The sequence below is a fragment of the Leclercia adecarboxylata genome (genome assembly GCF_006171285.1).
Classification (GTDB): Bacteria; Pseudomonadota; Gammaproteobacteria; order Enterobacterales; family Enterobacteriaceae; genus Enterobacter; species Enterobacter barmai.
Genome location: NZ_CP040889.1, coordinates 1944321 through 1967636, shown reverse-complemented (window position 1 = coordinate 1967636; position 23316 = coordinate 1944321). Strand labels below are relative to the sequence as shown.

23 protein-coding genes are annotated in these 23316 nt (G+C 57.6%); 11 read left to right on the top strand and 12 right to left on the bottom strand.

All coding sequences use genetic code 11. From position 1 onward, the window contains the following. Window positions 1-66: 66 nt before the first annotated feature. The 4 genes from rhaS (FHN83_RS11195) to rhaB form a co-directional block, all read right to left on the bottom strand. A complete protein-coding gene (rhaS, locus tag FHN83_RS11195) occupies window positions 67-1053 on the bottom strand; it encodes a rhamnose ABC transporter substrate-binding protein (RefSeq protein WP_032615332.1) in 987 nt (328 codons plus the stop codon). A gap of 81 nt (window positions 1054-1134) precedes the next feature. Then, window positions 1135-1965, bottom strand: a complete 831-nt coding sequence (rhaD, locus tag FHN83_RS11190; RefSeq protein ID WP_138370902.1) for a rhamnulose-1-phosphate aldolase — start codon at window positions 1963-1965, stop codon at window positions 1135-1137. A 96-nt stretch (window positions 1966-2061) separates the two neighbouring features. After that, window positions 2062-3321: an L-rhamnose isomerase gene (gene rhaA, locus FHN83_RS11185; RefSeq protein WP_139563842.1), complete on the bottom strand. Its 1260-nt coding sequence runs from the start codon at window positions 3319-3321 to the stop codon at window positions 2062-2064. Beyond that, on the bottom strand, window positions 3318-4787 hold the full coding sequence (gene rhaB / locus FHN83_RS11180) for a rhamnulokinase (protein WP_139563841.1): 1470 nt from the start codon (window positions 4785-4787) through the stop codon (window positions 3318-3320). Before rhaB ends, rhaA begins: the two co-directional genes overlap by 4 nt. A gap of 303 nt (window positions 4788-5090) precedes the next feature. On the opposite strand from rhaB, the gene rhaS (FHN83_RS11175) reads away from it, so the two are divergent. The 4 genes from rhaS (FHN83_RS11175) to yiiM all read left to right on the top strand — a co-directional run bounded on the left by rhaS (FHN83_RS11175) (window position 5091) and on the right by yiiM (window position 8416). Next, entirely contained in the window at window positions 5091-5927 is an 837-nt protein-coding gene (rhaS, locus tag FHN83_RS11175; RefSeq protein ID WP_139563840.1) for an HTH-type transcriptional activator RhaS, read from the top strand. Window positions 5928-6001: 74 nt separating this feature from the next. After that, window positions 6002-6850 carry an HTH-type transcriptional activator RhaR gene (rhaR, locus tag FHN83_RS11170; protein WP_139563839.1) on the top strand — a complete coding sequence of 283 codons (849 nt, stop codon included), beginning with the start codon at window positions 6002-6004 and terminating at the stop codon, window positions 6848-6850. Window positions 6851-7035: 185 nt separating this feature from the next. Beyond that, on the top strand, window positions 7036-7656 hold the full coding sequence (gene sodA / locus FHN83_RS11165) for a superoxide dismutase [Mn] (protein ID WP_139563838.1): 621 nt from the start codon (window positions 7036-7038) through the stop codon (window positions 7654-7656). Window positions 7657-7732: 76 nt separating this feature from the next. Continuing rightward, window positions 7733-8416: a 6-hydroxyaminopurine reductase gene (yiiM, locus tag FHN83_RS11160; protein WP_139563837.1), complete on the top strand. Its 684-nt coding sequence runs from the start codon at window positions 7733-7735 to the stop codon at window positions 8414-8416. A gap of 25 nt (window positions 8417-8441) precedes the next feature. On the opposite strand, the gene cpxA is transcribed toward yiiM, so the two are convergent. Both cpxA and cpxR read right to left on the bottom strand, forming a co-directional pair. Then, window positions 8442-9815 (bottom strand): envelope stress sensor histidine kinase CpxA, encoded by a 1374-nt coding sequence (cpxA, locus tag FHN83_RS11155; protein ID WP_039032145.1) that lies wholly within the window; start codon window positions 9813-9815, stop codon window positions 8442-8444. Further along, the gene (cpxR, locus tag FHN83_RS11150; RefSeq protein ID WP_039032144.1) at window positions 9812-10510 is read right to left on the bottom strand and encodes an envelope stress response regulator transcription factor CpxR; all 699 of its coding nucleotides are present in this window, start codon (window positions 10508-10510) and stop codon (window positions 9812-9814) included. Before cpxR ends, cpxA begins: the two co-directional genes overlap by 4 nt. 150 nt (window positions 10511-10660) lie before the next feature. On the opposite strand from cpxR, the gene cpxP reads away from it, so the two are divergent. From cpxP to FHN83_RS11120, 6 genes are all read left to right on the top strand, one after another. Beyond that, complete coding sequence (cpxP, locus tag FHN83_RS11145) at window positions 10661-11161, top strand: cell-envelope stress modulator CpxP (RefSeq protein ID WP_138370896.1); 501 nt, start codon at window positions 10661-10663, stop codon at window positions 11159-11161. 153 nt (window positions 11162-11314) lie between these two features. Continuing rightward, window positions 11315-12220 carry a CDF family cation-efflux transporter FieF gene (gene fieF, locus FHN83_RS11140; RefSeq protein ID WP_138370895.1) on the top strand — a complete coding sequence of 302 codons (906 nt, stop codon included), beginning with the start codon at window positions 11315-11317 and terminating at the stop codon, window positions 12218-12220. A gap of 174 nt (window positions 12221-12394) precedes the next feature. Continuing rightward, complete coding sequence (gene pfkA / locus FHN83_RS11135) at window positions 12395-13357, top strand: 6-phosphofructokinase (protein WP_039032141.1); 963 nt, start codon at window positions 12395-12397, stop codon at window positions 13355-13357. A gap of 214 nt (window positions 13358-13571) precedes the next feature. After that, complete coding sequence (locus FHN83_RS11130) at window positions 13572-14561, top strand: sulfate ABC transporter substrate-binding protein (RefSeq protein ID WP_138370894.1); 990 nt, start codon at window positions 13572-13574, stop codon at window positions 14559-14561. Window positions 14562-14672: 111 nt separating this feature from the next. Beyond that, window positions 14673-15416 (top strand): CDP-diacylglycerol diphosphatase, encoded by a 744-nt coding sequence (locus FHN83_RS11125; RefSeq protein ID WP_138370893.1) that lies wholly within the window; start codon window positions 14673-14675, stop codon window positions 15414-15416. Window positions 15417-15489: 73 nt separating this feature from the next. Next, window positions 15490-16794 carry an SLC13 family permease gene (locus FHN83_RS11120; RefSeq protein ID WP_139563836.1) on the top strand — a complete coding sequence of 435 codons (1305 nt, stop codon included), beginning with the start codon at window positions 15490-15492 and terminating at the stop codon, window positions 16792-16794. Between the two features lie 81 nt (window positions 16795-16875). Here the strand turns inward: FHN83_RS11120 and tpiA are convergent, their stop codons facing one another. After that, on the bottom strand, window positions 16876-17643 hold the full coding sequence (gene tpiA / locus FHN83_RS11115) for a triose-phosphate isomerase (protein ID WP_039032137.1): 768 nt from the start codon (window positions 17641-17643) through the stop codon (window positions 16876-16878). A 110-nt stretch (window positions 17644-17753) separates the two neighbouring features. Continuing rightward, complete coding sequence (locus FHN83_RS11110; protein ID WP_039032136.1) at window positions 17754-18350, bottom strand: DUF1454 family protein; 597 nt, start codon at window positions 18348-18350, stop codon at window positions 17754-17756. A 113-nt stretch (window positions 18351-18463) separates the two neighbouring features. Between FHN83_RS11110 and FHN83_RS11105 the strand changes: the two genes are divergently transcribed. Next, window positions 18464-18883: a DUF805 domain-containing protein gene (locus tag FHN83_RS11105; RefSeq protein WP_138370890.1), complete on the top strand. Its 420-nt coding sequence runs from the start codon at window positions 18464-18466 to the stop codon at window positions 18881-18883. On the opposite strand, the gene fpr is transcribed toward FHN83_RS11105, so the two are convergent. The 4 genes from fpr to FHN83_RS11085 all read right to left on the bottom strand — a co-directional run bounded on the left by fpr (window position 18884) and on the right by FHN83_RS11085 (window position 23283). Continuing rightward, a complete protein-coding gene (gene fpr, locus FHN83_RS11100) occupies window positions 18884-19630 on the bottom strand; it encodes a ferredoxin--NADP(+) reductase (RefSeq protein WP_138370889.1) in 747 nt (248 codons plus the stop codon). It abuts the gene before it with no gap. A 96-nt stretch (window positions 19631-19726) separates the two neighbouring features. Then, complete coding sequence (glpX, locus tag FHN83_RS11095; protein ID WP_139563835.1) at window positions 19727-20737, bottom strand: class II fructose-bisphosphatase; 1011 nt, start codon at window positions 20735-20737, stop codon at window positions 19727-19729. Between the two features lie 170 nt (window positions 20738-20907). Then, window positions 20908-22416 carry a glycerol kinase GlpK gene (gene glpK / locus FHN83_RS11090; protein WP_039032132.1) on the bottom strand — a complete coding sequence of 503 codons (1509 nt, stop codon included), beginning with the start codon at window positions 22414-22416 and terminating at the stop codon, window positions 20908-20910. A gap of 21 nt (window positions 22417-22437) precedes the next feature. Then, entirely contained in the window at window positions 22438-23283 is an 846-nt protein-coding gene (locus tag FHN83_RS11085; protein WP_039032131.1) for an MIP/aquaporin family protein, read from the bottom strand. Window positions 23284-23316: the final 33 nt, after the last annotated feature.

Sequence of the window (23316 nt, the reverse complement as noted above, 5' to 3'; positions counted from 1 at the left end):
AAGGGGAGAGGGAACAATTACACCCTCTCCCCTATGGGGAGAGGGCCGGGGTGAGGGGCGAAGTTGTTAGAAGATTTTCGAGAACTTATCAATATTGCTGGCATCGTAAACAAACGGCTCAGCCATGGCGCCGCTGCCGTCGGCATCCAGCTTCACTTTGCCCAGTTTACCCATGCTGGCTTCCTCTTTGGTTGCCGTGCCTTTCACCAGGTCATCCGCTAAGTAGGTAGCGGCATACCCGAGGTCGATCGGGTTCCAGATGGCGAAGCTCTTGCTGGCGCCGGATTTCACCGCGCCGGCCATTTCAGACGGCAGCCCTAAGCCGGTGACATACACCTTGCCGATTTTGCCCTGATCTTTCACCGCCTGCGCCGCCGCCACGATGCCCACCGACGATGGCGAGACGATCACTTTCAGATCCGGGTAGGTTTTCAGCAGGCCTACCGCTTCGCGGTAGCTCTTGTCAGAGAGATCGTCGCCATAGGCCACGGTCACCAGATTGACGGACGGGTACTGCGGCAGCACCTTTTTCATCTCGGCAATCCAGGTGTTCTGGTTGGTTGAGGTTGGCGTGGCGCTCAGCACCGCCACGTCGCCTTTCTCCACGTTCAGCGCTTTCAGCGCCTCAGCTGCCAGCTTGACGTTGGTCTCGCCAATCAGCGCGTTGTTAGACGGATTGAGATGGATCTGGCGACCGGCTTTCGCCACGCCGGAATCCCACGACACCACTTTGATCCCGCGCTGCATCGCTTTTTTCAGCACCGGCACCACGGCATCAGGATCGTTGGCGGAGATGGCGATCGCATCCACGCCCTGGGCGATCAACCCGTTCAGCACTTCGATCTGGGCTTCGGCGGTGGTGGTGGTCGGGCCGGTATAGATCACTTTTACATCACCCAACTCTTTGGCTGCCTCCTGGGCACCCACGTTTGCCGCTTCGAAGAAGCCATTACCTAACGATTTCGCCACCAGGGCGATTTTCACTTCAGCTAAAGCAGAACCGGACAACGCCAGGGCGGCAACGGTGAGGATCAAGCTTGTCTTTATTTTCATTGCTTTTACTCCACTTAATTGAGTTTTGTAGGGTTTGCAGGTGTAGGTTCGCCCCGTCCCGATGAGCGGGGCGCGATGTTCTTATTTGTACAGATCTAACGCTGACTGCACAGGGTTAACGCCAAAGCGTTTGCCCAGCGCAATCAGTTCTTCCCGGGTGATGGTCTGCTTCATGCCACCCATCGAATAGACTTTTACCAGCACTTCGGCAGATTTCTCGGCAGTGTCGATCAGACCAAAGGTCTCATCCAGCGTCGGGCCGCTGCCGAACACGCCGTGGAACGGCCACAGCACCAGGGAGCGTTTTTGCATCTCGGCCGCCGTGGCTTCGCCGATTTCGTCGGTACCCGGCACCATCCACGGCAGAATGCCTACGCCATCCGGGAACACCACCAGACACTCGGTGCTGCCTTCCCACAGCTGGCGGGTGATGACGTCTGAGTTGTTCTCCAGTACAAAAGTCAGGGCGATCAGGTTGGTGGCGTGACAGTGCATGATCACGCGATCTTTCCCATTGGTGGCCTTGATACGCTCGCAGTGGGAGAGGAAGTGGGCCGGCAGTTCAGAGGTTGGTACCGCTTCGTCAGTCAGCCCCCAAAGAATGTGGTAGCCCGCGCCGTCGCTGTCCACTTTTACCACCCCTAAATTCGCGGTGGGGTCGAGCTGCACGTTGCGGAAGAATTTGCCGGAACCGGTGACGATAAACGGCGTGTTGGCGAGCAGCGGCATCGGCTGGCTCAGGGCGATGTAGCGCGGTTTGGCGTGGAAATCCGCCTCAAACGGGGCGATATCCGCTTCATCCAGGCGCAGCGTCAGGTTGCCGCCGTTGCGCTCGTCCCAGCCTTTCAGCCAGGCGTCGGAGGTGGCTTTGATCATGCCCTGGACGAACCAGGATTGAGTGATGGTCTGCATTCTGTGTTTCCTTTGAAAATGCCCGGCGGCGCTTCGCTTGCCGGGCCTACAGCTAAACGTAGGCCGGGTAAGCGAAGCGCCACCCGGCAATGTTGTTTACTTGCGAATTCTGAGAACGTCCTGCTCGTACGCCCGGACGTTATCCAGCCACTGGCTGCCCGCCGGGGCATCGTTACGCTGGCAGTACATCTCCCATACCGCCTGCCACGGCAGTGATTTTTGCTCTTCCAGCAGGGCCAGGCGCGAGGTGTAATCCCCTGCGGCTTCCAGCGCGCGCAGCTCGGCGGTAGGCTCCAGCAGGGCGCGCAGCAGGGCTTTTTTCATGTTGCGGGTGCCGATAACCCATGCCGCGATGCGGTTGATGGAGGCGTCGAAGAAGTCGAGGCCGATGTGCACCCGGTCGAACAGGTCATGGCGGATAATCTCGCTGGCGATGGCCTGGGTTTCGTCATCCAGCAGCACCACGTGGTCGCTGTCCCAGCGCACCGGGCGGCTGACGTGCAGCAGCAGGTGCGGCACGTACAGCATCGCGGCGGAGATCTTGTCGGAAATCACTTCGGTTGGATGGAAGTGACCCGCATCCAGGCACAGCGCGGTCTGGCGGCTGGTGGCGTAACCCATGTAGAACTCGTTAGAGCCGACGGTGTAGCTTTCGGCGCCAATGCCGAACAGCTTGCTCTCCACGGCGTCGATGTGGTGCGCCGGGTTGAGTTTTTCGCTGATGATTTCATCCAGCGCCGCCAGCAGACGCTGACGCGGGGCGAGACGGTCAACGGTAATGTCTTTCATTCCGTCCGGGATCCAGATGTTCATCACCGACGGGGTGCCCAGCTGCTCACCAAAGTACGCCGACACGCGACGGCTGGCCTTCACGTGGTCAATCCAGAACTGGCGGATCTCTTCATCGGCGTGGGCGAGGGTGAACCCGTCGGCGCTCAGGGGATGCGAGAAGCAGGAGGGGTTAAAATCCAGCCCCAGCTTGTTGGTTTTCGCCCATTCAACCCAGTTCTTAAAATGTTCCGGCTTGATGGCATTACGCTCGACGGGCTCGTCGGACTCCAGATAGATGGCGTGCAGGTTCAGGCGTTTCGGGCCCGGGATCAGGCTCAGGGCCAGCTCCAGATCGGCACGCAGTTCGGCGGCGTTACGCGCCTTGCCCGGATAGTTACCGGTGGCCTGGATCCCGCCGGTCAGCGCGCCGCCCGGGTTCTCAAAACCGGCGACGTCGTCGCCCTGCCAGCAGTGCATAGAGACGGGCAGACGGTCGAGTTGACGCAGAGCCTCCTCGACATCCACGCCCACGGCGGCGAAACGCTGTTTAGCCAGTTCCCAGGCTTGTTCAAGTTGAGTGGTCATGCGCAAAGCTCCTTAGTCGGTCGTTGTTGCTGAAACTGCGCCTGGTAGCGGGCAATCTCATGATCGGGATTCGGGTTAAAGGTGGTCAGGCCGTAGTTGCCGGTCACCACCTGGCGGAACTGGTCGACGTTGGTCAATTCATCGAGAGTCATCAGCTGGATGCCGATATTGCCGAGGGTCGAGGCCTCAACCGGCCCGGCTAACACAGGAATGCCGCAGGCGTCGGCGCACAGCTGGTTGAGCAGCTGGTTCTGGCAGCCGCCGCCGACAATGTGCAGCTCGCTGAACGGCTTCCCGCGCAGGGTCGCCAGCTCGTGCAGCACCTCGGCATACAGCAGGGCGAGGCTGTCGAAGATGCAGCGCGCCAGTTCGGCGGCGCTCTCCGGCACCGGCTGGGCGGTGTCGCGGCAGGCGGCCTGGATCTCGGCGCTCATGTTGGCCGGGTTGATAAAGCGGTCGTCGTTAGGGTTGATCAGGAAACGGCACGCCGGCAGGGCTTCCGTCTCGCTAATCAGGGTCGCCAGGTCGCTGATGCGATGCTCCTTCAGCACCCGCTGCAGCAGCCACAGGCCCATAATATTTTTCAGCACCCGGTAGCGACCCTCTGCGCCGCCCTCATTGGTGATGTTGGCTGCCAGGGCCCTATCGCTGGTGTAGGGGGTTTTGCTCTCAAAGCCCATCAGCGACCAGGTGCCGGAGGAGAGATACGCCGCATCCTTTGAGGCCAGCGGCGCGGCAATCACCGCGCTGGCGGTATCGTGACTGGCCACGGCCACCACCGGGATGGCATGCTTCTGCGGGCAGATCCAGTGACCGATCACATTGCCGGGATGGGTCGGGGTGCCAAACCAGTCGCGCGGCGCGCCGGTCCAGCGGAGCAGGTTCTCGTCCCAGTTATCGGAATTGATGTTCACCAGCTGGGTAGTGGTGGCGTTGGTATATTCCCAGTTCATCTGGCCGGTGAGGCGGTAGCTAAAGTAGTCCGGGATCAGCAGGGCGTGGGCGACGTTCGCCACCAGTTCCGGCTGCTGTTCCACCAGGGCGCGCAGCTGATAGAGCGTGTTAAAGGGCAGGAACTGAATGCCGCTGCGGCCATAGATCTCCGCTTTGCCGAGCTGCTCCAGGGCGTGGGTCATCACTCCGTCGGTGCGGTCATCACGGTAGGAGACCGGCAGGCCCACGCGCTGGCCGTTGCTGTCCAGCAGCACGTAATCCACGCCCCAGGTGTCAATCCCGATGCTGTCGATGCGAATGCCCTCTTCACATACCTTATTCAGCCCGGCGCGGATCTCCGCTTCCAGAGTGTCGATATCCCAGCAGTCAAAACCATCCTGCTTCTGCAGGCAGTTAATGAAACGGTGGATTTCGCGAAGCACAAGCGTGCGCTCCTCGCGGTGGTAGCTTGCCAGCATCACCCGGCCGCTGGAGGCTCCTAAATCGACAGCCACACAATGGCGGAAAGTCATGGTCCGATCCTTATTGAAGTCATTGCCGGTGAGTGTAAAAAAGGGAAGGGAAAGCGACCTTCTTGCCAGTGACAGCGCATTTCAGGCGCTGGCAAGAATTCAAAGATGAACGTGAGAGAGTTCACAATTTCGGTTTTTAGCGGCAAAAACAGGCGGTGTGACGGTGTCCGCATTTCCGGATCTTTCCCGCCGTTTCTTGAAAAAGCGACAGGGTTTGCGCCATTTGCTGTCGAAAATTTAAGGTGAGCCGGGGAACCCTAAATTACTATTTTGAGAACTCTTATCATCTGGTGGTGACCCGTTATGACCGTACTGCACAGCGTGGATTTTTTCCCTTCAGGCCACTCGCCTGTGGCGATTGAGCCGCGGCTGCCCCAGGCTGCGTTTCCGGAACATCATCATGATTTTCATGAGATTGTGATCGTGGAGCACGGGACGGGCATCCATGTCTTTAACGGGCAGCCGTACACCATCAGCGGCGGGACGGTGTGCTTTGTGCGCGATCACGACCGGCACATGTACGAACATACCGACAACCTGTGCCTGACAAATGTGCTCTATCGCTCTCCGGAAGCGTTCCAGTTTTTGTCGGGATTGAACCAGCTGTTGCCTCAGGAGCAGGATGGCCACTACCCGTCACACTGGCGGGTAAACCAGTCCACGCTGCAACAGGTGCGCCAGCTGGTAAGCCAGATGGAGCAGTCGGAAGAGGGCCAGGAGACCCACGCTCTCGCCAGCCGCGAAATCCTGTTTATGCAGCTGCTGGTGCTGCTGCGCCGGGGCAGTCTGGTGGAAGGGGCCGCGAATAACGACGCCCGGCTCAATCAGCTGATGGCCTGGCTGGAAGATCACTATGCGGAAGATGTCTGCTGGGAGACGCTGGCGGATAACTTCTCGCTGTCGCTGCGCACCCTGCATCGTCAGCTGAAGCAGCACACCGGTCAGACGCCCCAGCGCTACCTGAACCGTCTGCGGCTGATCAAAGCCCGCCATTTGCTGCGCCATACCGATGACAGCGTCACGGATATCGCTTATCGCTGCGGTTTTGGCGACAGTAACCACTTTTCGACCCTGTTTCGCCGTGAGTTCAACTGGTCGCCGCGCGATATTCGCCAGGGCCGGGATGCCTCCCTTCAGTAACGCGAGGAAAATCACCGTTTTATTGCCGCAAAGCGGGTAATAATGTCAGGTTATTCCCCGGTAGAGGTTGTGACGTGGCAGGACAGTTGATTCTTCGCAGAGCCGATTTTTTTGCATCCGCTGCTCAGGCCGTCGCGGTGGCGGACCGCTATCCGCAAAATGTCTTTGCCGAACACACCCATGATTTCTGCGAGCTGGTGCTGGTGTGGCGCGGCAACGGCCTGCATATCCTCAACGATCGCCCTTATCGCATCACCCGCGGCGACCTGTTTTATATCCGCGCCGAGGACAAACACTCCTACGCCTCGGTGAACGATCTGGTGCTGCAGAACATCATCTACTGCCCCGACCGGCTGAAGCTCAACGTGGACTGGGGGGCCAACATCCCCGGCTTTCTGAATGCCCGCGGCGCGGCGCACTGGCGGCTCGGCAGCAACGGCATGGCTCAGGTGCGCCAGGTCATCGCCCAGCTGGAGCAGGAGAGCCTGAAGGACGACCCTCATGCGTTTGAACTGGCGGAACTGCTGTTTGCCCAGCTGACGATCATGCTCAGACGCTACCGCTACGCCCCGGACAACCCCGAAGCCAGCGAGCCGGAAGCGCTGCTGGATAAGCTCATCACCGCCCTTTCCGGCAGCCTGAACCGCAGCTTTGTATTGGAGAAGTTTTGCGAGCAGGAGCAGTGCAGCGAGCGCGCCCTGCGCCAGCAGTTTCGTACCCAGACCGGCATGACGGTCAACCACTATCTGCGCCAGCTGCGCATCTGCCATGCGCAGTATCTGCTGCAGCATACCGAGCTGATGGTCAGCGAAGTGGCCATGCAGTGCGGCTTTGAGGACAGCAACTACTTCTCGGTGGTGTTTAACCGCGAGGTGGGGATGACGCCGGTTCAGTGGCGGCATCGCAGCCATAACGCAGCGTAATAGAATATTCACCAACCCCCTGAGTTCTCCACACGCCCCGCCAGATCAGTGACATAACGAAAAGTTATAACCTTATTAAAACTACGGCATTGATAAACATTTTCAATATCATTTAATTAACTATAATGAACCAACTGCTTACGCGGCATTAACACGTTTGCCGCCCGACAATAATGGAGATGATTATGAGCTATACCCTGCCATCCCTGCCGTACGCTTACGACGCCCTTGAGCCGCATTTCGACAAGCAGACGATGGAGATCCATCACACCAAACACCACCAGACTTACGTTAACAACGCCAACGCGGCGCTGGAAAGCCTGCCAGAATTCGCCAACCTGTCTGCTGAAGAGCTGATCACCAAACTGGATCAGCTGCCAGCTGACAAGAAAACCGTACTGCGTAACAACGCGGGCGGCCACGCTAACCACAGCTTCTTCTGGAAAGGCCTGAAAACCGGCACCACCCTGCAGGGCGACCTGAAATCCGCTATCGAGCGCGACTTCGGCTCCGTTGAGAACTTCAAAGCTGAGTTCGAAAAAGCGGCTGCTACCCGTTTCGGCTCTGGCTGGGCGTGGCTGGTTCTGAAAGGCGACAAGCTGGCGGTAGTTTCTACTGCTAACCAGGACTCCCCGCTGATGGGTGAAGCGATCTCTGGCGCATCCGGCTTCCCAATCCTGGGCCTGGACGTATGGGAACACGCTTACTACCTGAAATTCCAGAACCGTCGCCCGGACTACATCAAAGCCTTCTGGGACGTTGTAAACTGGGACGAAGCTGCGGCACGTTTCGCTGCTAAAAAATAAGGTTGCAAAGCCTTCTGTGAGAAGCGAGTCTGATGACTCGCTTTTTTTATACCCACAATCTGCACAAGGAGCCGCGATGGACTATCACGTTAATGTATTCACCGGAAAAATAAGGGACTACGAGGGTAGCCGCCCGAGCGCGATTGCCAAACTGCAGGTTGATGGCGAACTGACGTTAACCGAGCTGGGTCTGGCGGGCGATGAGCAGGCGGAAAAGAAAATCCACGGCGGGCCAGAGCGCGCGCTGTGTCACTATCCGCGCGAGCATTATCAGCACTGGGCGAGCGAATATCCCGCTCAGGCCGATCTGTTCGTCGCTCCGGCGTTTGGCGAAAACCTGTCAACCGAGGGGCTGACGGAGAAGAACGTCTTTATCGGCGATATCTTTCGCTGGGGCGAGGCCCTGATCCAGGTGACCCAGCCGCGTTCCCCTTGCTTCAAGCTCAACTTCCATTTCGGCATTAACGACATGGCCACGCAAATGCAGAACGCGGCGAAAACCGGCTGGCTCTATCGCGTGGTGCTGGCAGGGCAGGTATCGGCGGATGCGCCGCTGACGCTCGTCTCCCGCCTGAGCGACGTTTCGGTGCATGACGCCTGCGCCATCGCCTGGCATATGCCCTTTGACGACGAACAGTATCAGCGCCTGCTGTCTGCGGCGGGCCTGTCGACCAGCTGGACGCGAACCATGCAGAAGCGGCGTCTTAGCAACAAGATTGAAGACAATTCCCGGAGATTGTGGGGAAACCAGGCCGGGTAAGCGAAGCCGCTACCCGGCACAACAGTTACGAACGTTTGTAGAGCGGCAGCCAGAGGGTTAACCGCAGCCCACCGAGCGGGCTGTCGTCCGCTTTGACCCAGCCGCGATGCTGCTGCATGGCGGTCTCGACAATCGCCAGACCCAGCCCGGTGCCGCCAGATTCACGGTCGCGGGCTTCGTCGGTACGGTAGAACGGACGGAAAATCTGCTCACGATCTTCCGGGCTGACGCCAGGACCATCGTCATCCACGTTAATGGTGATGCCGTCTTTATCCACCGAGAACGCCACCTCGATTTTGGTATGCGAATAGCGCAGGGCGTTACGGACGATATTCTCCAGCGCGCTTTCCAGCGTGTTGGGGTTACCGTACAGCGGCCACGGGCCCGGCGGGAAGTTGACGGTGAAGGATTTCCCCATCTGCTCCGCTTCGAATGCCGCGTTATCCAGCACCTCATGCCACAGGTGGTTGGCTTTCACCGTTTCGCTGACCAGGGCGTTTTTCTGCTGATTGCGCGACATCACCAGCAGGTCGTTGATCATGCTGTCCAGACGGTGCGCTTCCGTTTCGATACGCTCCAGCTCCTTGCTCTCACCGCTGCGACGACGCAGCAGGGCGGTACCCAGCTGCAGGCGCGTCAGCGGAGTGCGCAGTTCGTGGGAGATATCCGAGAGCAGGCGCTGCTGGGTGGTCATCATCCGCTCCAGCGCCGTTACCATCTGATTAAAGCTGGCACCCGCCGCCAGGAACTCCTGCGGCCCGGCTTCCAGCTCAGGATGCTGTCGCAGGTTGCCCTGTGCCACTTCATCCGCAGCGTTTTTCAGTTTGCGAGCCGGCTTCGCCAGACTCCAGGCGAGCCATAACAACAGCGGTGAACTCACCAGCATGGTGACAATCAGCAGCAACAGCGGGCGGTCGAACAGCAGGTTGATAAAGTCGGACTGGGAACTGCTCGCCGGGCGAATCAGGTAGAGCTGGTAATTATCCTCCCCGTCATTGACGGAGAACGGCCCCACCATCTCCACACGACCGTATTTCTTCTTCTGCGGATGATCGGCATTATCGGCCTGGCCAATGAAGTTACGGATGATCTGCATTTCATTGCGGTCCGCACCAATCACGCGGCCTTCGCTGGTGACCAACAGAAGGCGCTGCCCGGGAGGCGCCCATTTTTCAATCGCGCGAAACAGCCTGCGCCACCACATCAAATCGTTGGGCGGATCGATGGCCAGCTCTGCTTCTACGTGTTGCTCGATCATCACACCCTGACGTTGCTCGCTATCAAGGAGCTCCGTCATCTGGCGTGAGTCGAGTTTTGGCAACATCAAAACCAGCATTAAAACCAGTGCCAGCGTCAGCCAGAAAATGGCGAAGATGCGGGCGGTTAAGCTGCCTATCATGAAGCGGAAACCATCAGATAACCGCGTCCACGCAGGGTTTTAAACCACGGGTGACCGTCTTTGCGTTCCGGCAATTTACGGCGCAGGTTGGAAATGTGCATATCAATGGCGCGGTCGAACGGCGTCAGGCGTTTACCCAGCACTTCCTGGCTCAGATGTTCACGTGATACCACCTGGCCGAGATGCTGTGCCAGCAGGTAGAGCAGGGTGAATTCGGTGCCGGTCAGCTCCAGCGCCTGGCCGTCAAAGCTGGCTTCCTGGCGGCCTGGGTTCAGGCTCAGGGAGTCCACTTCGAGCGTAGGTGAGCCGTTGTCGGTGTTCTGCTGCTGCTCGCTCCAGTGGGAACGGCGCAGGATCGCACGAATACGGGCAACCAGTTCGCGGTCGTTAAAAGGTTTAGGCAGATAGTCATCCGCGCCCAGCTCAAGGCCGAGTACGCGGTCAAGTTCGCTGCCGCGTGCGGTCAGCATAATGACAGGTGTCTGGTGTGTCTGGCGTAGCTCTTTAAGGGTGTCGATACCGTTTTTCTTCGGCATCATGACGTCGAGCAAAAGCAAGTCGATGCTATCGTCGAGTAGACTCAGCGCCTGTTCCCCATCATGGGCAACCGACACGTCAAAGCCTTCCATGTCGAGCAACTCCTTTAAAAGGGATGTCAGCTCTCGGTCATCATCAACTAACAGGATTTTATTCATTGTTTAAATACCTCCGAGGCAGAAATTACGTCATCAAGGCTCTCTAATCCATGACTTTACGTTGTTTTACACCCCCTGACGCATGTTTGCAGCCTGAATCGTAGACTGTCTCTCGTTGAATCGCGACACGAAAGATTTTGGGAGTAAGTGATGCGCATAGTTACCGCTGCCGTCATGGCCTCAACGCTGGCGTTTAGTGCATTTAGCCAGGCTGCTGGAGCTATCACCGGCGATAACCGTTCCTCAGCAGAGGGGATTGCGCAGCAAAGCGGCCAGGGCCATATGTTTGACGGCATAAGTTTAACCGAACATCAGCGTCAACAGATGCGAGATCTGATGCAGCGGGCCCGGCATGACCAGCCCCCTGTTAATGTTAGCGAAATGGAGACAATGCATCGCCTTGTCACCGCAGAAAATTTTGACGAAAACGCTGTACGCGCTCAGGCAGATAAGATGGCGCAGGAACAGGTTGCCCGCCAGGTCGAGATGGCCCGGGTCCGCAACCAGATGTTTCACCTGCTAACGCCAGAGCAGCAAGCGGTTTTGAACCAGAAACACCAGCAACGTATGGATCAGTTGCGCGAGGTTGCACGGATGCAGAAGAACGCCGAATCGACGCTTTTTAGTAGCAATACCCGTAGTAACCAGTAGACCCTGTTTTCCTTGCCATAGACACCATCCCTGTCTTCCCCCTCATGATGAGGGGGTTTTTTTTGCCCATCATTAAAATGCGTTAACCCTTTATTCATCTTATTGACTCCCCTGCATCCGTTATACTAGCGGCATAGCATGACAGGAGTGTTTATGAATCAATCCTATGGACGGCTGGTCAGCCGGGCCGCAATCGCCGCGACGATCATGGCGTCGTGCCTGTTAGTGATTAAAATCTTCGCGTGGTGGTATACCGGTTCGGTCAGTATTCTGGCGGCGCTGGTCGACTCCCTGGTGGATATTGCCGCCTCGGTCACTAACCTCTGGGTGGTGCGCTACTCTCTGCAGCCGGCAGATGAAGAGCATACCTTTGGCCATGGCAAAGCGGAGTCGCTGGCGGCGCTGGCGCAAAGTATGTTTATCTCCGGTTCGGCGCTGTTTCTCTTTTTGACCGGTATTCAGCACCTGTATACCCCGTCGCCAATGAAAGATCCCGGCGTTGGCGTAGTGGTGACAATAATTGCACTTATAAGCACATTAGTTCTGGTAACGTTCCAGCGCTGGGTGGTACGCAAAACCCAAAGTCAGGCGGTACGGGCGGATATGCTTCATTATCAGTCTGATGTTATGATGAACGGCGCGATTCTTATTGCGCTCGGTCTGGCCTGGTATGGCTGGCACCGGGCCGATGCGCTGTTTGCGTTAGGGATTGGATTCTATATTTTATACAGTGCGTTACGTATGGGGTACGATGCGGTGCAATCGCTGCTCGATCGCGCACTGCCAGACGCAGAACGGCATGATATCTTTGAAATTGTGACCTCCTGGCCAGGCGTCAGTGGCGCTCACGATCTTCGCACGCGGCAGTCAGGGCCGACCCGCTTTATTCAGATTCATTTAGAAATGGAAGATAACCTGCCGCTCGTTCAGGCACATCTGGTGGCTGAACAGGTTGAGCAGGCGATTTTGCAGCGTTTCCCGGGGTCAGACGTCATTATTCACCAGGATCCCTGCTCAGTCGTACCTAAGCCAGGCAATGGACATTTTGAGCTTTCGTAATTCGTTGTAAAAAAGTGAACCAGGGCAGCATTTTGTGGAAAAATAACCGCCATTTGGTCTGACCTGAATCAATTCAGCTGGAAGTGGTTGATATACTATTTGCAGTATTCGTTGGTCGATAGACGTCTTCCGGCAACAGATTTCATTTTTGCATTCCTAAGTTCAGAGGTAGTCATGATTAAGAAAATCGGTGTGTTGACAAGCGGCGGTGATGCGCCCGGCATGAACGCAGCAATTCGTGGCGTGGTTCGTGCTGCGTTGACGGAAGGTCTGGAAGTTTTTGGTATCTATGACGGTTATCTGGGCCTGTATGAAGATCGTATGGTGCAGCTCGACCGCTACAGTGTTTCCGACATGATTAACCGTGGCGGCACCTTCCTGGGCTCCGCACGCTTCCCGGAATTCCGCGACGAGCGCATCCGTGAAGTGGCTATCGAGAACATGAAAAAACGTGGTCTGGACGCGCTGGTTGTTATCGGCGGCGACGGCTCCTACATGGGTGCAAAACGCCTGACTGAAATGGGCTTCCCGTGCATCGGTCTGCCAGGCACCATCGACAACGACATCAAAGGTACCGACTACACCATCGGTTACTTCACTGCGCTGGGTACCGTTGTTGAAGCGATTGACCGTCTGCGCGACACCTCTTCTTCTCACCAGCGTATCTCTATCGTTGAAGTAATGGGCCGCTACTGTGGCGACCTGACCCTGGCGGCAGCCATTGCTGGTGGCTGTGAGTTCGTGGTGGTTCCGGAAGTGGAATTCAGCCGTGAAGACCTGGTGGCAGAAATCAAAGCCGGTATCGCCAAAGGTAAGAAACACGCTATCGTTGCCATCACCGAGCACATCTGCGACGTGGACGAGCTGGCGAAGTACATCGAAACCGAAACCAAACGCGAAACCCGCGCTACCGTTCTCGGCCACATCCAGCGCGGCGGCTCACCGGGTCCTTACGACCGTATCCTGGCTTCCCGTATGGGTGCCTACGCGATTGAGCTGCTGCAGCAGGGCTTCGGCGGTCGTTGCGTCGGTATTCAGAACGAAAAACTGGTTCACCATGACATCATCGACGCTATCGAAAACATGAAGCGTCCGTTCAAAGGTGACTGGCTAGACTGCGCGAAAAAGCTTTACTAATCAGCCTCTTGTTGCCGGGTGGCGGCTGCGCCTTACCCGGCCTACAAAAGCAGGGTTCGTAGGCCCGGATCGCTGTGCGCCACCGGGCTTTTTTCTGTGCACAATACTGCTTTTTATTCCCGCAAGTTATAGCCAATCTTTTTTTATTCTTTAATCATTGGTTTGCTTTCTGGCACGCTGCATTCATCAAACACAACATTAAGAGAGTTGGACGATGAACAAATGGGGCGTGGGGTTAACTTTATTGCTGGCATCGACCAGCGTTCTGGCAAAGGATATCCAGTTACTGAACGTGTCTTACGATCCGACGCGTGAGCTGTACGACCAGTACAACAAAGCGTTCGCCGCACACTGGAAACAGGAAACCGGCGATAACGTCGTGATCCGCCAGTCTCACGGCGGCTCCGGCAAGCAGGCGACCTCGGTGATTAACGGTATCGAAGCCGACGTCGTGACCCTGGCGCTGGCGTATGACGTGGATGCCATTGCAGAACGCGGCCGTATCGATAAAAACTGGATCAAACGCCTGCCGGACAACTCTGCACCTTATACCTCCACCATCGTGTTCCTGGTGCGCAAAGGCAACCCGAAACAGATCCATGACTGGAACGATCTGGTTAAGCCGGGCGTGTCGGTCATCACCCCGAACCCAAAAAGCTCTGGCGGCGCACGCTGGAACTATCTGGCGGCATGGGGTTACGCCCTGCACCATAACAATGGGGATCAGGCCAAGGCTCAGGAGTTCGTAAAAGCGCTGTTTAAGAACGTCGAAGTGCTGGATTCCGGTGCGCGCGGCGCGACTAACACCTTCGTTGAACGCGGCATTGGCGATGTGCTGATTGCGTGGGAAAACGAAGCGCTGCTGGCAACCAACGAGCTGGGCAAAGACAAGTTTGAAATCGTCACTCCAAGCGAATCCATTCTGGCTGAGCCAACCGTCTCCGTTGTCGACAAAGTAGTGGACAAGAAAGGCACCCAGGCCGTGGCTGAAGCCTACCTGAAGTACCTTTACACCCCGGAAGGCCAGGAGATCGCCGCGAAGAACTTCTACCGTCCTCGTGATGAGGCGGTGGCGAAGAAATATGAGAACGCGTTCCCGAAACTGAAGCTGTTCACTATCGATCAGGTCTTCGGCGGCTGGACGAAAGCGCAGAAAGATCACTTCTCGAATGGCGGCACCTTCGATCAGATCAACCAGCGTTAATCGTCTCTTAAAGAACGACACGGTGACCCGGTGCGAGAAATCCGCCGGGTTTTTTATTTGGTCATCTTTATGCGTTACTCTTTCACTTCAAATGGATACAGGTAACGCGCTGTGAAAAAAATAATCGTGCTGGTGCTGGTTATCATCGTACTCGCTGCGGGCGGCTGGCTGTGGATGAAAACGGGTAACCCAAATGCGCTACGGCATATTGTTCTTGACCAGTGTGTGCCCAATCAGATGCAAAACCGTAACCCGGCACCCTGCGCGCAGGTTAAGACGGATGCGGGATATGTGGTGTTTAAAGACCGCAACGGGCCGCTGCAGTATCTGCTGATGCCAACGTACCGCATCAACGGTACCGAAAGCCCGCTTCTGATCGAGGCTCATACGCCGAATTTCTTCTGGCTGGCGTGGCAGTCGCGCAACTTTATGAGCATGAAGCGGGGGAGCAGCGTGCCTGACAGCGCGGTTTCGCTGACCATCAACTCCCCGACCGGGCGCACGCAAAACCATTTTCATATCCACATCTCCTGCCTGCACCCGGACGTGCGCGAGAAGCTCAATGCGAATCAGGGCCAAATCAGCACCCAGTGGCTGCCGTTCCCCGGCGGGCTGGAAGGGCATGAGTATCTGGCGCGTCGGGTAACGGAGGCTGAGCTGGTGAAGCGCAGTCCGTTTATGATGCTGGCAGAAGAGCTGCCGGAAGCGCGCGACCATATGGGGCGTTTTGCGCTGGCGATGGCGCAGCAGTCCGACGGGTCGTTTGTGCTGCTGGCAACCGAGCGAAATCTGCTGACGCTTAACCGCGCATCTGCTGAGGAATTGCAGGATCATCAATGCGATATCCTGAATTGACCCCACCATAAATAGCGTTTACTCGCCCTGCCTGTCGCCGTAGACTTGCTGAAAAATTCTACAGGAGACAGGTATGTCGCTCTGGTTAACTCATCCGCTGTTTCTGCCCTCGCTGATCGTCGGCGTCACTATTGTGCTCTGGGCCACCTCGCTGCTGCCGGAATTTATCACCGCGCTGCTGTTTTTTACCGCGGCGATGATCGCCAGAATTGCGCCGCCGGAGGTGATCTTTGGCGGTTTTGCATCGTCGGCGTTCTGGCTGGTATTCAGCGGGTTTGTGCTGGGCGTGGCGATCCGCAAAACCGGGCTGGCGGACAGGGCGGCGCGGGCATTATCCTCCAGGCTGACCGACTCCTGGCCGCTGATGGTGGCAAGCGTGGTGCTGCTCACCTATGCGCTGGCGTTTGTTATGCCTTCCAACATGGGGCGTATTGCGCTGCTGATGCCCATTGTGGCGGCGATGGCGAAGCGGGCGGGCATTGCCGACGGCTCCCGGGCATGGTTCGGCCTGGCGCTGGCGGTGGGGTTTGGCACCTTCCAGCTGTCGGCCACTATCCTGCCTGCCAACGTGCCCAATCTGGTGATGAGCGGGGCGGCGGAGGGCTCGTACGGGATCCATCTCAACTATGTTCCCTACCTGCTGTTGCATACCCCGGTGCTGGGCATTCTCAAGGGCCTGATTCTGATCGGCCTGATTTGCTGGCTGTTTCCTGGTGCGCCCAAACCGGCGCAGGATCTGACTTCGTCGGAGCCTATGGGCCGCGACGAAAAACGCCTCGCCTGGCTGCTGGCGGTGGTGCTGGTGATGTGGGTGACCGAAAGCTGGCACGGCATTGGCCCGGCGTGGACGGGGCTTGCGGCGTCGGTTGTGGTGATGCTGCCGCGCGTGGGTTTTATTACCGGGGAGGAGTTCTCGGCCGGGGTGAATATGCGCACCTGTATCTATGTGGCGGGCATTCTGGGGCTGGCGATCACCGTGACGCAGACCGGGATTGGCAATGCCGTGGGTGAGGCGTTGATGCGGGTGATGCCGCTGGATGCCGACGCGCCGTTCACCAGTTTCCTCGCGCTGACCGGCATCACCACCGCGCTGAACTTCATCATGACTGCCAACGGCGTGCCGGCCCTGTACACCACGCTGGCGCAAAGCTTCTCGGATGCCACCGGCTTTCCGTTATTATCGGTGATCATGATTCAGGTGCTGGGGTATTCCACGCCGCTGCTGCCGTATCAGGCGTCGCCGATTGTGGTGGCGATGGGGCTGGGAAGGGTGCCTGCGCGGGCGGGGATGCTGCTCTGTCTGGCGCTGGCGGTGGCAACGTATCTGGTGCTGCTGCCGCTGGATTATCTGTGGTTTAGCATGTTGGGACGGCTGTAAAAAAGCCCGGTGGCGCTGGCGCTTACCGGGCCTACAGAACCGTAGGGCGGGTTAGCGAAGCGCCACCCGCCACAAAGGCAATTACGCCTTTTTAGCGGCTTCTGCTGCTTTAACGATCACCGCGAAAGCGTCTGCTTTCAGGGATGCGCCGCCAACCAGCGCGCCGTCGATGTCAGGCTGGGTGAACAGCTCTGCGGCGTTCGCTGCGTTTACGGAACCGCCGTACTGGATGATCACTTGCTCAGCAACTTTCGCGTCGGCTTTCGCAATGTGGTCACGGATGAATTTGTGAACGGCCTGAGCCTGTGCTGGGGTTGCAGATTTGCCGGTACCGATCGCCCATACTGGCTCGTAAGCAATGACCGCGCCTTCGAACGCTGCCGCGCCCTGAGTGGTCAGCACTGCGTCGATCTGACGTGCGCACACTTCTTCAGTTTTGCCCGCTTCGTTTTCTGCTTCGGTTTCACCGATGCACAGAACCGGGATCAGACCCTGCTCTTTCAGCACCGCGAATTTCTTAGCGATGAACTCGTCGGACTCTTTGTGATAGGTGCGACGCTCAGAGTGGCCGATGATGATGTATTTCGCGCCGATATCTTTCAGCATTTCAGCGGAGGTTTCACCGGTGAACGCGCCAGACAGGTTAACGTCAACGTTCTGAGCACCCAGAACGATGTGGCTGCCGTCAGCCGCTTTCTTAGCCATATCCAGGTACATGTCCGGCGGAGCGATAGCAACAGCACAGCCAGTCACGCCAGCCAGCTCTTTACGCAGGTTAGCTACCAGCTCGTTTACCATGTGGCGGCTGCCGTTCAGTTTCCAGTTACCCATCACTAAAGGATGTCGCATTTCAATTCTCCACGCTCAAGAGCGAATTAAGGAATATGGCCACCCGATTGGGCAGCATGGTCTGTGAATCAGTATAGAGATTTTCCCTCGAAAGGCTTTGCTTTTTGTCATTAATTCGAGCCGCCGAGAGTCTCAGATAACGCCAGCTTAATCGGTTCAACAGCGAAGGTCAGCCCCTTTTCGCCGTTATCTGCCACCACATAGCGAACCGCACCTTCCGTTTCGGCGTAGTAGCGTTTGTTTTTACCGGCGGTGAGCAGCTTTTGCAGTTTTTGCTGGCTCTGGGATTTGGTCAGCGCAGGGGTGAACGCGCGTAATATCGCGCTCATATACTCCAGCGCTTTGGCTTTGGCGGCTTTCTGTTCCGGCCCCTGAATCGGCAGCCAGGTGACCTGCATACTCTTAATTTTGAGGGTTCCACGCTCCAGCGCCGTGGAGGCGTACAGATTCTCATTAATTTTGCTGGCAGCCCGGGTCAGGTTCGGGGTATCGCGGGCGCCGTCGATGGAGCGAAACTCACTGAGCGGCAGGGTTGGATTATCCTGATTAAAGGCTTCACGGAACAGGCTAATGGACTGATCGAACGTCGGCGCGCCCGGCATCACGTAGGGTGCGGTAGCCGGTGCGGAGGTCTCGGCAGCACGCAGAGAAAAGCTCGCACTTAACAGTGTTAAACCCAGCCAAATAAGGTGAAACCACATCTTCATCAATAAAGTCTCTGAATGTTACTGCCCACGATTAAAACGGGATCCGGCTGGCTTGTCAAAAGGATGCGACTCCAGGGTAAACTACGCTCCGCAATGATTTTAAGGAACCTGACATGACCATACAGCAGTGGTTGTTTGCATTCAAAGGGCGTATTGGACGCCGTGATTTCTGGATCTGGATTGGTGTATGGATTGTCGCCATGCTGGCTCTGTTTATTTTTGCCAATAACGCGTGGCTGAGCACCCAGACGGCGGCCTTCGCGCTGGTGTCGCTGCTATGGCCGACCGCAGCGGTGTTAGTGAAACGTCTGCACGATCGTGGACGTTCGGGGCTGTGGGCGCTGCTGGTGGTGCTGGCGTGGATGCTGCTGGCTGGCAACTGGTCGATGCTCCCTTCCATGCTGCCGTGGGTGGTTGGCAGGCTGATCCCCACCGTTATTTTTGTGATGATGATTGTCGACCTGGGCGCGTTCGTTGGCACCCAGGGCGAGAATAAATACGGTAAAGATACGATCGACGTGAAGTACCGCTGATTACCAGTAGTGCTCTGCGGTCATATGGCCCGGCCGACGGCGTAAATGTTTGGTCATCTGCCGGGTCTCTTTCAGCAGCTGCTGGGTGTCGCGCACCATCTGCGGGTTACCGCACAGCATCACATGGCTGGTGGCTGCATCCATTTTCAGACCTACGGCGGCTTCCAGTTCGCCATTTTCAATCAGGGCCGGGACGCGCCCGTTGAGTGACCCCGCTACCGTTTCACGGCTCACTACCGTCTGGATTTTCACTTTCCCTTCATAGCGCTTCTGCAGCTCCTGCATCAGCGGCAGGTAGCTCAGGTCTGCGGCATAGCGCGCGGCATGCACCAGCACGATATTCTTGAAGCGGTCGAGGTCTTGCCCATACTGCAGGATCGACAGGTAAGGGCCGATGGCGGTACCGGTCGCCAGCATCCACAGCGTTTCGCAGTCGGGTACTTCATCCAGCACGAAGAAGCCAGCGGCTTCGCTGACAATCTGGATCTCATCGTCGGGTTTTAGTGCCGCCAGACGCGGGCTGAGTTTGCCGTCGGGGACGGTGACAAGATAGAACTCGAGATCCGGGTTATCCGGCGCGTTGACATAGGAGTAGGCGCGCTGCACGCGTTCGCCGTCGATCTCCAGCCCCAGCTTGGCAAACTGCCCCGCCGTGAAGGGGTGGATGGGCGCATGAACGGTGAGACTAAATAGTGCATCGGTCCAGAATTCTACCTTTTTAACTTTGCCTGTTACCCAGTCAGCCATGATGTTCTCCTGTGCTTATGTCGGGATCTATCTTCCTTTCCTGGAGGGGAGATTTCCAGCCCGGGCGGGCCGGAAAGCTCAATTGATCAAACGGTTTTACAGAATGTGGGTCTGCACGTCGGGATCTTTGCGGTCCAGATAGTGAATTGACTGGATGCGGCGAATGGTGCGTGATTTACCCCGGATCAGCAGCGTTTCGGTGGTCGCCATGTTGCCTTTGCGGCTGATGCCGTCCAGCAGATCGCCTTTGGTGATCCCGGTGGCGGAGAAGATGACGTTATCGTTGCGGGCCATATCGTCCAGACGCAGCACGGTGTTGGCTGCAATCCCCATTGCCGCACAGCGGGCCAGCTCCTGCTCGCCGATACGGCGGTTCTCTTCGCTGTCGCCTTTCACCTCATGGCGCGCCAGCAGACGCCCGTGCATATCCCCGTCGAGGGCGCGGATCACCGCGGCAGAGACCACCCCTTCCGGTGCGCCGCCGATGCCGTACAGCACGTCGACTTCGCTGTCCGGCATGCAGGTAAGAATGGAGGCCGCCACGTCGCCGTCGGGGATGGCGAAGACGCGCACGCCGAGCTGCTGCATCTGGGCAATCACCGCATCGTGGCGCGGTTTAGCCAGGATAGTGACCGTCAGTTCGCTCAACGGTTTATTGAGCGCGGCGGCGATGTTACGCAGGTTATCCGCCAGCGGCAGATTGAGGTCGATAACCCCTTTTGCGCCAGGGCCGACAATCAGCTTTTCCATATACATATCCGGCGCGTTGAGGAAGGTGCCTTTATCGCCCACGGCCAGCACCGCCAGCGCGTTAGCCTGGCCCATGGCGGTCATGCGGGTGCCTTCAATCGGATCCACGGCGATATCCACCGCATCGCCTTTGCCGGTCCCGACTTTTTCACCGATAAAGAGCATTGGCGCTTCGTCGATTTCACCTTCGCCAATCACGATGGTGCCGTCGATGTTGACCTGGTTAAGCATGATGCGCATGGCATGGACGGCTGCGCCGTCAGCGGTATTTTTGTCGCCACGGCCAAGCCACTTATAGCCTGCCAGGGCGGCAGCTTCGGTTACGCGGGAAAACTCGATAGCAAGTTCACGTTTCATCAGATACTCGTGCAATCAAAAGGAATTGCACGAAGTTTATCACAGAGTGGGGTGGGGTGCGGGCTGGGTCCCCCTCACCCCGGCCCTCTCCCCAAAGGGGCGAGGGTGTTCAAGTTCCCTCTCCCCTTTGGGGAGAGGGTTAGGGTGAGGGGTAAGGGGTAAGGCTTGTCTTACTCGTCGTGCTCTTCCCACGCCAGGGCGCGTTTCACCGCTTTCTTCCAGCCGCTGTAGCGGTAGTTGCGCTCGGTGGTTTCGATGCCCGGGCGGAATTCGCGTTCAATGACCGCTTTTTCCTGCAGTTCATCCAGGTTCTGCCAGAAGCCCACCGCCAGACCGGCAAGATAAGCCGCACCCAGCGCCGTCACTTCACGCACTTCCGGGCGCTCCACGCGGGTACCCAGAATGTCGGACTGGAACTGCATCAGGAAGTTGTTGGCAACCGCGCCGCCGTCCACACGCAGGGCGTGCAGGCGAATGCCGGAGTCGGCCTGCATCGCTTCCAGCACGTCGCGGGTCTGATAGGCAATCGACTCCAGCGTGGCGCGAATGATGTGGTTGGAGTTTACCCCACGCGTCAGGCCGAAAATCGCCCCGCGCGCATACGGATCCCAGTACGGCGCACCCAGCCCGGTAAAGGCCGGCACCACGTACACGCCGTTGGTATCTTTCACCTTGGTGGCGAAATACTCTGAGTCAAAGGCGTCGCTGATCAGCTTCATCTCGTCGCGTAGCCACTGGATGGAGGCCCCCGCCATAAACACCGCGCCTTCCAGGGCGTAGTTCACTTCCCCGCGCGGGCCGCAGGCGATGGTAGTCAGCAGGCCGTGCTCTGATTTCACCGCCTTCTCGCCGGTATTCATCAGCATGAAGCAGCCGGTGCCGTAGGTGTTTTTCGCCATCCCCTCCTTCACGCACAGCTGGCCAAACAGCGCCGCCTGCTGGTCACCGGCGATCCCGGCGATAGGAATACGCGTGCCGCCTTTACCGCCGATATTGGTCTGGCCGTAGATTTCCGAGGATTTACGCACCTGCGGCAGCATGGCGCGCGGGATATCCAGCGCCTCCAGCATCTTGTCATCCCATTCCAGGGTGTTGATGTTGAACAGCATGGTACGCGAGGCGTTGGTGTAGTCGGTCACGTGGACGCGGCCCTGGGTCATCTTCCAGATAAGCCAGGTATCCACGGTGCCGAACAGCAGTTCGCCGCGTTTTGCCCGCTCGCGGGAGCCTTCAACGTGGTCGAGGATCCATTTCACCTTGGTGCCGGAGAAGTACGGGTCCACCACCAGGCCGGTGGCGCTACGCACGTACTCTTCCATACCGTCGCGCTTGAGCTTCTCGCAGATATCCGCGGTGCGGCGGCACTGCCAGACGATAGCGTTGTAAATCGGCTTACCGGTTTCGCGCTCCCAGACGATGGCCGTTTCACGCTGGTTGGTGATACCGATAGCGGCAATCTCATCGGAACTGATATCGGCTTTCGCCAGCACTTCAACCAGCGTCGAGCTTTGCGACGCCCAGATTTCCATTGGATCGTGCTCGACCCAGCCTGGCTTCGGATAAATTTGCTCGAATTCGCGCTGTGACACGCTGACGATGTTCGCGTCATGATCCATAACGACAGCGCGGGAGCTGGTCGTGCCCTGGTCGAGCGCAACGATATATTTTTTGTCGGTCATAGTTGTGGTCCCGTAGTCAGATTACAGCGAAGCGTTTTGTTGTGTGGCGGAGGAGGTGTCCTTCTCCTCGGCGACACAGGTGTCACACGGCAGGTGGCGGCCAATCAGTTTACGATAGCCGAAGGCACCCAGCGCAGCACCTACAATGGGGCCGAACAGCGGCACCAGGAAATAAGGAATATCTTTACCGCCGGTGAAGGCAACGTCGCCCCAGCCCGCGAAGAAGGCAAACGTCTTGGGTCCCAGGTCGCGCGCCGGGTTCATGGCAAAGCCCGTCAGCGGTCCCATTGATGCACCGATTACCGCAATCAGCAGGCCAATCAGCAGCGGTGCCAGCGGCCCGCGTGGAATGCCGTTGCCGTCATCCCCCAGGGCCATAATAACGCCCATCAGGATCGCGGTAATCACCATTTCCACCGCGAAGGCCTGCACAAAGTTAATGTGCGGGTTCGGATAGGTGGAGAAGATACCCGCCAGCTCAAGGCTTTCGGTACTGCCGCGCACCATCTGGTGCGTCTGTTCAAAGTCGATAAACAGATTGTAATAGAGCCCGTAAACTAACGCTGCTGCACAAAAGGCACCGGCAAACTGCGCAACAATGAAGGGGATCACCTTGCGTTTGTCGAAGCAGGCAAACAGCCACAGCGCGATGGTGACCGCAGGGTTGAGATGCGCACCAGAAACACCCGCCGTCAGGTAGATGGCCATCGCCACGCCCAGACCCCAGATGATGCTGATTTCCCACTGCCCGAAACTGGCGCCCGCCACTTTCAATGCAGCCACACATCCTACGCCAAAGAAAATCAACAACCCAGTACCCAGGAACTCTGCGATGCACTGGCCTTTTAAGGTTGATGTTTCACTCATAATCGGATCCTGAAAAGAATTAATGGTTATTGT

Bases quoted from the DNA above. Each gene is read 5' to 3' on its own strand.
- tpiA (WP_039032137.1), bottom strand. From the start codon at position 17,643: ATGCGACATCCTTTAGTGATGGGTAACTGGAAACTGAACGGCAGCCGC.
- rhaS (WP_139563840.1), top strand. From the start codon at position 5,091: ATGACCGTACTGCACAGCGTGGATTTTTTCCCTTCAGGCCACTCGCCT.
- rhaS (WP_032615332.1), bottom strand. From the start codon at position 1,053: ATGAAAATAAAGACAAGCTTGATCCTCACCGTTGCCGCCCTGGCGTTG.
- pfkA (WP_039032141.1), top strand. From the start codon at position 12,395: ATGATTAAGAAAATCGGTGTGTTGACAAGCGGCGGTGATGCGCCCGGC.
- cpxR (WP_039032144.1), bottom strand. From the start codon at position 10,510: ATGAATAAAATCCTGTTAGTTGATGATGACCGAGAGCTGACATCCCTT.
- glpX (WP_139563835.1), bottom strand. From the start codon at position 20,737: ATGAAACGTGAACTTGCTATCGAGTTTTCCCGCGTAACCGAAGCTGCC.
- FHN83_RS11120 (WP_139563836.1), top strand. From the start codon at position 15,490: ATGTCGCTCTGGTTAACTCATCCGCTGTTTCTGCCCTCGCTGATCGTC.
- rhaD (WP_138370902.1), bottom strand. From the start codon at position 1,965: ATGCAGACCATCACTCAATCCTGGTTCGTCCAGGGCATGATCAAAGCC.
- sodA (WP_139563838.1), top strand. From the start codon at position 7,036: ATGAGCTATACCCTGCCATCCCTGCCGTACGCTTACGACGCCCTTGAG.
- FHN83_RS11110 (WP_039032136.1), bottom strand. From the start codon at position 18,350: ATGAAGATGTGGTTTCACCTTATTTGGCTGGGTTTAACACTGTTAAGT.
- fpr (WP_138370889.1), bottom strand. From the start codon at position 19,630: ATGGCTGACTGGGTAACAGGCAAAGTTAAAAAGGTAGAATTCTGGACC.
- rhaB (WP_139563841.1), bottom strand. From the start codon at position 4,787: ATGACTTTCCGCCATTGTGTGGCTGTCGATTTAGGAGCCTCCAGCGGC.
- FHN83_RS11130 (WP_138370894.1), top strand. From the start codon at position 13,572: ATGAACAAATGGGGCGTGGGGTTAACTTTATTGCTGGCATCGACCAGC.
- cpxA (WP_039032145.1), bottom strand. From the start codon at position 9,815: ATGATAGGCAGCTTAACCGCCCGCATCTTCGCCATTTTCTGGCTGACG.
- FHN83_RS11085 (WP_039032131.1), bottom strand. From the start codon at position 23,283: ATGAGTGAAACATCAACCTTAAAAGGCCAGTGCATCGCAGAGTTCCTG.
- fieF (WP_138370895.1), top strand. From the start codon at position 11,315: ATGAATCAATCCTATGGACGGCTGGTCAGCCGGGCCGCAATCGCCGCG.
- rhaA (WP_139563842.1), bottom strand. From the start codon at position 3,321: ATGACCACTCAACTTGAACAAGCCTGGGAACTGGCTAAACAGCGTTTC.
- cpxP (WP_138370896.1), top strand. From the start codon at position 10,661: ATGCGCATAGTTACCGCTGCCGTCATGGCCTCAACGCTGGCGTTTAGT.
- glpK (WP_039032132.1), bottom strand. From the start codon at position 22,416: ATGACCGACAAAAAATATATCGTTGCGCTCGACCAGGGCACGACCAGC.
- yiiM (WP_139563837.1), top strand. From the start codon at position 7,733: ATGGACTATCACGTTAATGTATTCACCGGAAAAATAAGGGACTACGAG.
- FHN83_RS11105 (WP_138370890.1), top strand. From the start codon at position 18,464: ATGACCATACAGCAGTGGTTGTTTGCATTCAAAGGGCGTATTGGACGC.